The organism is Mycobacterium heidelbergense (assembly GCF_050205645.1).
GTDB classification, from domain to species: domain Bacteria; phylum Actinomycetota; class Actinomycetes; order Mycobacteriales; family Mycobacteriaceae; genus Mycobacterium; species Mycobacterium heidelbergense_A.
In genome coordinates, this window is the sequence record NZ_JBNMQT010000045.1 from 1 (window position 1) to 7,483 (window position 7,483).

At 63.5% G+C, this 7,483-nt stretch carries 8 protein-coding genes and 1 pseudogene; 3 read left to right on the plus strand and 6 right to left on the minus strand.

Annotated elements, in window-relative coordinates; genetic code table 11:
* Nucleotides 1–415 (plus strand): annotated as a pseudogene (locus ACQI5H_RS24335) (hypothetical protein); the annotation flags it as partial.
* A 120-nt stretch (nt 416–535) separates the two neighbouring features.
* Here the strand turns inward: ACQI5H_RS24335 and ACQI5H_RS24340 are convergent.
* The 5 genes from ACQI5H_RS24340 to ACQI5H_RS24360 are packed head-to-tail and all read right to left on the minus strand — an operon-like array spanning nt 536 to nt 5,071.
* Nucleotides 536–2,089: a radical SAM protein gene (locus ACQI5H_RS24340; RefSeq protein WP_427081851.1), complete on the minus strand. Its 1,554-nt coding sequence runs from the start codon at nt 2,087–2,089 to the stop codon at nt 536–538.
* A gap of 10 nt (nt 2,090–2,099) precedes the next feature.
* Complete coding sequence (locus tag ACQI5H_RS24345; RefSeq protein ID WP_427081852.1) at nt 2,100–2,507, minus strand: hypothetical protein; 408 nt, start codon at nt 2,505–2,507, stop codon at nt 2,100–2,102.
* A gap of 49 nt (nt 2,508–2,556) precedes the next feature.
* A complete protein-coding gene (locus ACQI5H_RS24350) occupies nt 2,557–3,768 on the minus strand; it encodes a DUF7373 family lipoprotein (RefSeq protein WP_427081853.1) in 1,212 nt (403 codons plus the stop codon).
* A gap of 5 nt (nt 3,769–3,773) precedes the next feature.
* Nucleotides 3,774–4,289: a hypothetical protein gene (locus tag ACQI5H_RS24355; protein WP_427081854.1), complete on the minus strand. Its 516-nt coding sequence runs from the start codon at nt 4,287–4,289 to the stop codon at nt 3,774–3,776.
* Nucleotides 4,286–5,071 (minus strand): prolipoprotein diacylglyceryl transferase, encoded by a 786-nt coding sequence (locus tag ACQI5H_RS24360; RefSeq protein ID WP_427081855.1) that lies wholly within the window; start codon nt 5,069–5,071, stop codon nt 4,286–4,288. The genes ACQI5H_RS24355 and ACQI5H_RS24360 overlap by 4 nt, the downstream gene beginning before the upstream one ends.
* Before the next feature lie 418 nt (nt 5,072–5,489).
* Between ACQI5H_RS24360 and ACQI5H_RS24365 the strand changes: the two genes are divergently transcribed.
* On the plus strand, nt 5,490–5,780 hold the full coding sequence (locus ACQI5H_RS24365; protein WP_427081857.1) for an SseB family protein: 291 nt from the start codon (nt 5,490–5,492) through the stop codon (nt 5,778–5,780).
* Nucleotides 5,781–6,132: 352 nt separating this feature from the next.
* Nucleotides 6,133–6,330 carry a hypothetical protein gene (locus ACQI5H_RS24370; RefSeq protein ID WP_427081858.1) on the plus strand — a complete coding sequence of 66 codons (198 nt, stop codon included), beginning with the start codon at nt 6,133–6,135 and terminating at the stop codon, nt 6,328–6,330.
* Here ACQI5H_RS24370 and ACQI5H_RS24375 read toward each other — a convergent pair.
* Nucleotides 6,317–6,880, minus strand: coding sequence for a hypothetical protein (locus tag ACQI5H_RS24375; protein ID WP_427081856.1), 564 nt, complete (start codon nt 6,878–6,880; stop codon nt 6,317–6,319). The genes ACQI5H_RS24370 and ACQI5H_RS24375 overlap by 14 nt on opposite strands.
* Nucleotides 6,881–7,483: the final 603 nt, after the last annotated feature.

The window sequence follows — 7,483 nt, forward strand, 5'->3', positions numbered from 1 at the left end:
CACCCCCACTGCGACCGGCGCCACCACGGCCGCCGACAGCGCACCCGCCGCAGCCAGCGCGACCGCCGCTGACGGCGCAGTGATGGCCGCACAAGCCGGCTCGACCGTCGCGGCACCCGAAGCCGTAGCCGGCGCCGCCGTCGCCCACAAGATCACCCAGCGACGACACCGAGACCACCAGCCCGACCCCCCCGCCGACCGCGGCGGGCCAGCCGCGCCCAACTCCTCGCCCGTCGCTGAACCACCCGCGCCACCAACCCCGGGCCGCGCCGGAACCACACACACCACCTCCGACCCGCACACCAACTCCGCACCCACACCGGACAGACCGGCCGATGCGCGCCCCGGGCCCAACCCAGACCGCACCCCACCCGCCGACACCGATACACCCGTCAAAGGCCGCACACGACAATGACTTTCAATCGCCACTGCCCCCTGCAGAGCCCAACCCCGAGCTGGCACGCGCGGGTCTTGCACGGCCAAAAAAATACACTCCTGGGCGACCGCTGCCCCTCTAAGCGTCGCGCAAGCGTTGTCACGATCGGTGCGCAGTGATTTGTCGCGGCGGGTGACCGGCGGATAGCGAGAGCCGCTGCTGGCCGAGCGCCGGCCAGGCTTGCACGGCGCAAAACGGAGCACACTGATCATCATGTGACGCGCGAGTGCCGACGTGGACGCAGCACTGTGTGAGGCGTTCTTCGATCATCGTCGAGATGTCCATGAAGGGTTTGACGGTAATTCGGACCACACGCTCTCCCAGCATGTGTCGCAGTTTGCGGCGTTGACCCGGTAAGGCACTAGACGCCAGCGCCAGCAGAGTGGACATGCCCAGATCGCAGCTTTCGCACACGGTGCGCCAGACTTCGGCGATCCCAGGATGCGATAACGACGATTGCTCGGAGAGCAAGCCCAGCAGCGATTCGCGCACGGCCACACGTAGTTCGCGGGGAAGCTCGGTGTCGGCGATGCGGTTGGCGACTAACCCCAGCTTGTCTTTGAGGTTGTCGTGGCCGATCAATGCGACCAAAGAACGCCACCGTCCGCTGTCGTCGCGCATAAGGTAGCCGATCGAGCAGCAGTGCGGGTGTGAGCAGGGCAGCGCGGTCAGATCACGCCACGTGACCACACCCGCTGTTTGGGGCCCTACTCGTTTGAGCACTCCGGTGTGGGTGAGTCGGTTCAGTGGGTCGATGTGAGCCGAGCGGCCCGAGGCGAACTGCGGCTGGATCGACACCCCACCCACATAGGGGGTTTGTAGCGCGACGTTGATGACATCGCCGATCTCGCCGTCGTTGACACCCAAAGCCACGGTCATCACCAACGTGGTGAAGACTTCGCGCTCCGATAATCGGCGCAGCGCGTCCTGTTTGATGCGGTGTAAGTCGCCGCCGCGGTGATGGCGGTGCGCCACGAGCGATAAGCCGTCAAATTGCAGGTAGGTTTCGACGCGCTCCCGGTGCTCAGTGAGCAGGTCGAGTAAATCGTCGTCGGTGGCGATGCGGATGCCGTTGGTGTTGATCAGGATTCGGGTGATTGGTCGCGCCGCCAGTTCAGCCAACAGTTCGGGCAAGTGTGGGTGCAGTGTGGGTTCCCCGCCCGACAGCATCAACACGTCAAGCCGCCCGTTTTCGCGCTCGAGTCGCCGGTCGAGGTTGGTAAGCACGTCACGTACTGACACCACGTTGGGCGAATCCGGTGAGGATTCAGCGAAACATGTGGGGCAGCGCAGATTACACGTTTCGGCGATGTCCTCCAGCAGTATGCAGGTATGCTGGGTTTGCATCTCCGGCAGGCCACGCAGATACGCGCCCGGGACAGGGTCGAAGTTGCCTGCCAGATCAGCAGTGTGCGATTTTGTGGGAGCGGTCCACTCCTCGAGGTAGGCAAGGATTTCTGGGTCCTCGTCATAAAGGGTGCGCACCAAACCGTGTGCGGGGCAGCCGCGCTCCAACCAGACCCGCCCGTCGCGCACGGCCAGCCAACCGCTAAGCCGCGCCACCCCGCTCAACGGGCGATCCGGCTGCTCGACATGGCAATGCGGGCAAAATGCATTGACATAGCGATGGATCCGGTCACCGCGCAACTGCATACCAACCATCTCAGTAACTCCGGTAGCCCGCAGGGTTCAATCCGGTGCAGTAACCGGCCGACAGGACAGACACCAGCGCCCAGCCGATCATCAGGCCCAACCCGATAGCTTTTGCTGTCGGATTGCCCACGGCCAACAGTGTTCCGCCGCCACCGAATACGATGACGCCGAGCGCGACCGCGCCGATCACCATCGCGTGGCTGTGTGGATGGGTGACGGCGTAGCGGTTCACCGCGATGAACACGGGGACGTTGATCGCGATGAACAAGCCGATGCCGGCGATGACGCTGCCGGTGGAGATGTGTGATGAGGCCCGCCTCCGGCGGCGTGGCCGGCGCCGATCGGGTCGATAGCCGGGCGGAGGCCCACCCCGAAATGTGTCGCCGGGATCGGACGGATCCGAGGGTGGTGTCGTCATGCGCGCCCTTCTTTCTTGGAGCCAAGGTGTAACGGTAGACGCGGCTGGCTCATCGTGCGGTCAGCATCAGATATTGGGCTGCAGCCCGCTGGTGGGCATCGACCTGCTGATCGGTGAACACCACGATGGTGTAGCGGCCGGCGGCGGCGAAGCAGAACACTCCTGGGATGGAATTGATCTGCGGGTCTGGTGGCGGTGGAGCAAGGCATTTCGCGTTAGGCATCCCTTTGATGCCGGCCGCCGGCCGGTAGTTGTAGGCGAGCTCGGCCGAGGCGAACTCCTCAACGAGGCGGGCGGCCGCAGACCCGTCGCGAGTTTCATAGACGGTGGTGCCGGCCCACGCGACGGACTGCAATCCCACCGCATTGAACAACGCCCACTGTTTAGCAGGCTCGGCGAGACGAGAATCGATGTGCATGTCGGCGCGCGGCTCGTAAACGCCTGTGCTGGACGAGACTTGATCACCTTGCAGGGTGTGGGCCAGCAGCCCGGTGGGATCCAGCGCTAACCCAGGCAGCTGTTCGGCCGGCGTCGGGGTGAACTGGTCGATTGACGGCAGTTGCTTATCCAAGGTGGCCGCGACCAGCTGGGCGGCGGCATGCGGGCCATCGCCGGACCCGCTCTGCTGGCATAGCACGTAGGCCCCGTGCACAGTGAACGCGTAGACAAACGATTCCAGCTCCTCTGAGGTATCAGCCACAGCGGTGCTGCGCGGGTAGCGCGGAATCGCGATGGGGTGCGTGGGCCGAGAACTGCGGTACGCCGGTGTCAGCGCGGCGCTTTGGGCAGCCATATCGGCGACAGCCGCGGCGGCATCGGCCGCGCTGGCAAACCGCAACACCACATTGGTCAAATCCATGATCGAGTGTGGCCCAAGCAGGTTGGATCGTTTTCCACTGGCGAAGCCCGCGAGAAAATTGTGCTTGCCGACGACATCACCGAGGGGCGCGGCCAACGTCGTGTTCAGGGCGGCGGGATCTTTCACCACTCCCGACACGCAACAATGCACCTCTGTCAACGCGGGATCCACCTCCCACGGACCCACCACGTTGTTGGCCATCCGGCGCGCCTCAACCCATCCACCCTTCACGGCATCACCGGCGTTGCCCAGCGACGAATTGGGCTTGGTTGGGTAATGGCCGGGGTCCAGCGAGGTAACGTCGGCGCCCCCGGCCGGGCTGGTCGGCGGTTTCGGTGGCGCGCTGCACCCCGCCACCACGATCACCGCGACGGCGCCGGCCATCCGAGCTAGGCGCAGCATGCCGATCACCGCGACCAGGTGTACATCACAGGGTTTAGTCCGGTGCACAAGCCCGCCGTCAGCACGGATGTGAGCGCCCAGCCGATCATCAGCCCCATCCCTATTCCCTTCGGCCATGGCCGGCGCCGAGATCGCGCGATCAGCGCTGCGCCACCACCGAATGCGATCGAGCCAAGCATGATCGCACCGATCACGAACGCCGCTTTCGGTGAGATGACGTTGGCCAGCCCCAACAGCACCATGGGCCCAACCAGGAGGTTGATCACCACGTAAACGGTGACGCCGACGATGACAGCTCCGATGATCTCCCCGCTCGAACGCGGGGGCGGCGGCGGCAGTTGACTGGGATAGGGGTATTGCGGCCACTGTGGGTAGCCGGGCGCCGGCCACGCACTCGGCGGCGGGTACCACCCTTGCTGGGGTGTGTAGGGATGGTACGGACCGCCGGGTCGCGGCGGGCCGCCCTCAGGCGAACCCGGTGGTGTGGTGGGCGGTGGTGTATTCGGTGGCGGGGTCGTCATACACGCGATTCCAGGCGGCGCAGCAGTTGGTCATAGTATCCGCGCCGATAGCCATATCCCAGCCGCACACCGATAACAACCAGTGACGGCAGCAAAAACCATTGCGGCCGGGTCAATCCCAGCCAAACTGTGTCGTTGGCGCGGACAAACTCGACGAAGAATCGGAACACCGCATAGCCCGCAACGTAGATGACAAACAGTTCCCCGGGCTGGGTGACACGGCTGCGCAGCCACAACAGAATCCCAAACACGGCCAGCTGAAACGCGATCTCGTAGACGAATGACGGGTGCATCGCCACACCAGCCAGACACCCCGGGCATTTCGGCGTGGTCACTGGGGCATGCACTCCCCACGGTAAGCTTGTTGGCCGGCCGGGCGCTTCGGTGAGATGACAACCAATCCGGCCGACCGCCATGCCCAGCGCAACCGCCGGCGCGAAAAGATCACCAGTCTTGCCGCGGTACCCACCGATCCGCTTGGCGACCAGCACCCCGATATAGGCGCCCAGCAGCCCGCCTAAGATGCTGCGCGACCCAAACTCCCAGACCCGCAGCACGGTTGGGTTGAATCGGAAATCGATATGCTGCGCCCACCCAGACAAACGCATACCGATCGCCCCGCCGACCAGCGCGCCTGTTACCGCGATCAGCGACTGCTCATTCATCGCATCGCGGCGACGCGCTTCCGCGACGAAAACGACCGTGGCCGCCAACACCCCGAGCCCGACAAACACGCCGTGAACAGGCAACGCTAGCGGGCCCACCCGCCACTGCGGAACCACCCCGACAGCCTATACGCTCACCCGACAATTCGGCGGCTCCTGGCAGGCCGGTCTCACGCCTGGGGTTGGCGCCGACCTGGCCGGCAAGCTCGCCGAAGCCCTCACGTTCATCACATCGCAGTTGACCAATCCTTGGCACACCTGCCTCAAGGAAACGCCGTACTGCCTGAGCGAGCCGTCGATGTGCCCATCGTTGTCGAACCCACTGATCCGAAGGTCATTGCGCTGAATTCTTATGAGACATAAGACCTTCCGGAGCTGAACCTGAACGACAGGCATTCGGCCGCGTTGTCGCAGGCCTGTTTATCCATCTCGTAGTCATTGGAGCAGTAGTAACCTATCTAGTCGCCAGAGCCAACGGCATCGCGATCAAGGAGCTAGCGTGAGCTCATTCAAAAAGAACAAGCCGACTGAAACGATGGGCACTGCTGCTAAGGTCTACTACTCCACTCCTTTTGGCGACACAAAAGACGGCAGACAAAAGCTGTTTTTGCTTGAACGCGATGGTAGGCAGTACTTTCCGGTTTTTCGCAGCGTGGAGTCGCTGAAAGAGTTCTATGAGCGAATGAACCGCGCCGCCTACATGATAATTGAGGGAGACATAAAGAGCGTGATGGACACTACCCGCTCAATCGAGCTGATGAAAAACGCGGCAATTGTCGTTGAACCTCTGAGCGAACATCCGGTCGAGATCATGCCTGACTTTTGACCGACGTGAGCGTCAAGTCCTGGGATCTGGAAGGGCTTGGCGATGCGCCGGTTTTGCGGCCTGGCAGGCTATGTAGTCAAGGCGAAACGAAGAAGACGGTGTAAATTGCGTTGCCTCTCAACATGTTTCACGCGTCCATAATATTGGTTCTGCTCGTAGCAGATGGTCAAAGGGAAGACTCGACCTCCCCTCTCCCCCGTCCCACCTGGTCGTCGCACCTGGATGAAGATTGGCACGCAGCACCCCCGACACGCCAACGACGGACAGCCTTATCAGAGGAGAATCGCACGCAGCACTGCGCCGTCGGGACGCTCCCTGGTGGCTGGCCGGCCCGGCCGAAGAGGAGGTGCGCTTGAAAGCCAACCCTTGGAACAGCCCAGCGTTCTACACAGTGATGGCTGTGCTGTCCCTCGCCCTGTTCGTATTGAATGTGTGCACCAACGGCACGACGCTGGGCCTGATCAGTACCGCAGGCCTCGCCGTGTTGATGGGCTACAGGGCCAAGAAAACATGGCCGAAGGGGACCGGCCGCTGGTTCAACGGGAATTGAGGGCTGTAGCCCAATCGGTGGCGATGGCCTCCTGCGCCACAGTGAGCGGCATCGTGCCTTCGCAGACAAGCTGATGCAGGCGTGATTCGACGCCGTCTTTCGGATTCGGGGATGCACCGGGCTCGACCCATAAGTTGCGGGGATCGTTCGGGTCCCCGCCAAGTTCTAGGGGCACAAGGTGGTCGTACTCCACCCCCGAAAGTGGACCGGTGTAGCCGTAGGCAACTGCGCTGCTTTGCTTTTCGGCGTCGGTGATCCACCTGGGCGGCCGAATCGACTTGGTGTAGCCGCTGCGGCAGATCGTGGTGTCAACCGTCTCCGGTATGGCCTTCGGGTTTGTCGCCCCCGGCGTGCAGATCGGGTCGGGCAGCGTTTCGCCGTTGGCGCTACTGCGGTAATGGCAGCTAGCGGGCGCAGGCTGCGGTTGCACGGTGTAGTTGGTGGGGCCTGGTCCGACCGCGACGTCGCCCGCCGCTTCGCCAGGATTGCCGAACACAACAACTACGCCGGTCACCGCGAGGATGCCTAGGGCGGAGACGGCAGATCGCATGGGTCCATTGTCCTCGCCGGTCGACCTAGTGGCGGTCGACCCGCGCTTCAGGCCCCGGCGTCGGCTTGTCCGGCTTGGGCACCTGCGTGCGCCGTCCCGCTCTCCTCTGCCCAATTAAGTTCTGCCATCGCGCTCCTGGGCCGTTATGCCGTTATCGGCCTTGATGAATCTGGGCCTGACTACCCAGGGCATCGCGCGAGACAGGCCGGTTCGCGCCGTCCGGATCTGTCGACAGCTGCCCTGCGTCGGGTCGACATCGATCCGTGTTGGCGATTGCGGTTCAACGCTACTGAGTCAGCCCAGCTCACAAGCGTTTCGACCCCGCGGCACCGCGTTCACAACGACGGGGTGCATCAGCAATCGACCAGACAAGCACCGCGAGCCCACCGGCACGGCACTCCGAGCGGGTTCACCTAGAATCTACCTATGACTGCGCTGCTCATTGGCAAAGTGCTGTTACTCACGTTCATCATCACGGCCTGCGCCGTCCTAATGGTCACCTACCTCCGCAGGCGCCGCGCCGGTGTGAAGCCATGGCGAAATCCCCAGGCCTCCCCATATCTCGATCTCTACCGTGGCGGGCAACCCCCGATCCCCCCACCC

What these genes read in the sequence shown, in the direction of transcription:
- ACQI5H_RS24340 (WP_427081851.1), bottom strand. Translation starts at nt 2,089, where the DNA reads ATGCAGTTGCGCGGTGACCGGATCCATCGCTATGTCAATGCATTTTGC.
- ACQI5H_RS24355 (WP_427081854.1), bottom strand. Translation starts at nt 4,289, where the DNA reads ATGACGACCCCGCCACCGAATACACCACCGCCCACCACACCACCGGGT.
- ACQI5H_RS24345 (WP_427081852.1), bottom strand. Translation starts at nt 2,507, where the DNA reads ATGACGACACCACCCTCGGATCCGTCCGATCCCGGCGACACATTTCGG.
- ACQI5H_RS24375 (WP_427081856.1), bottom strand. Translation starts at nt 6,880, where the DNA reads ATGCGATCTGCCGTCTCCGCCCTAGGCATCCTCGCGGTGACCGGCGTA.
- ACQI5H_RS24350 (WP_427081853.1), bottom strand. Translation starts at nt 3,768, where the DNA reads ATGCTGCGCCTAGCTCGGATGGCCGGCGCCGTCGCGGTGATCGTGGTG.
- ACQI5H_RS24365 (WP_427081857.1), top strand. Translation starts at nt 5,490, where the DNA reads ATGGGCACTGCTGCTAAGGTCTACTACTCCACTCCTTTTGGCGACACA.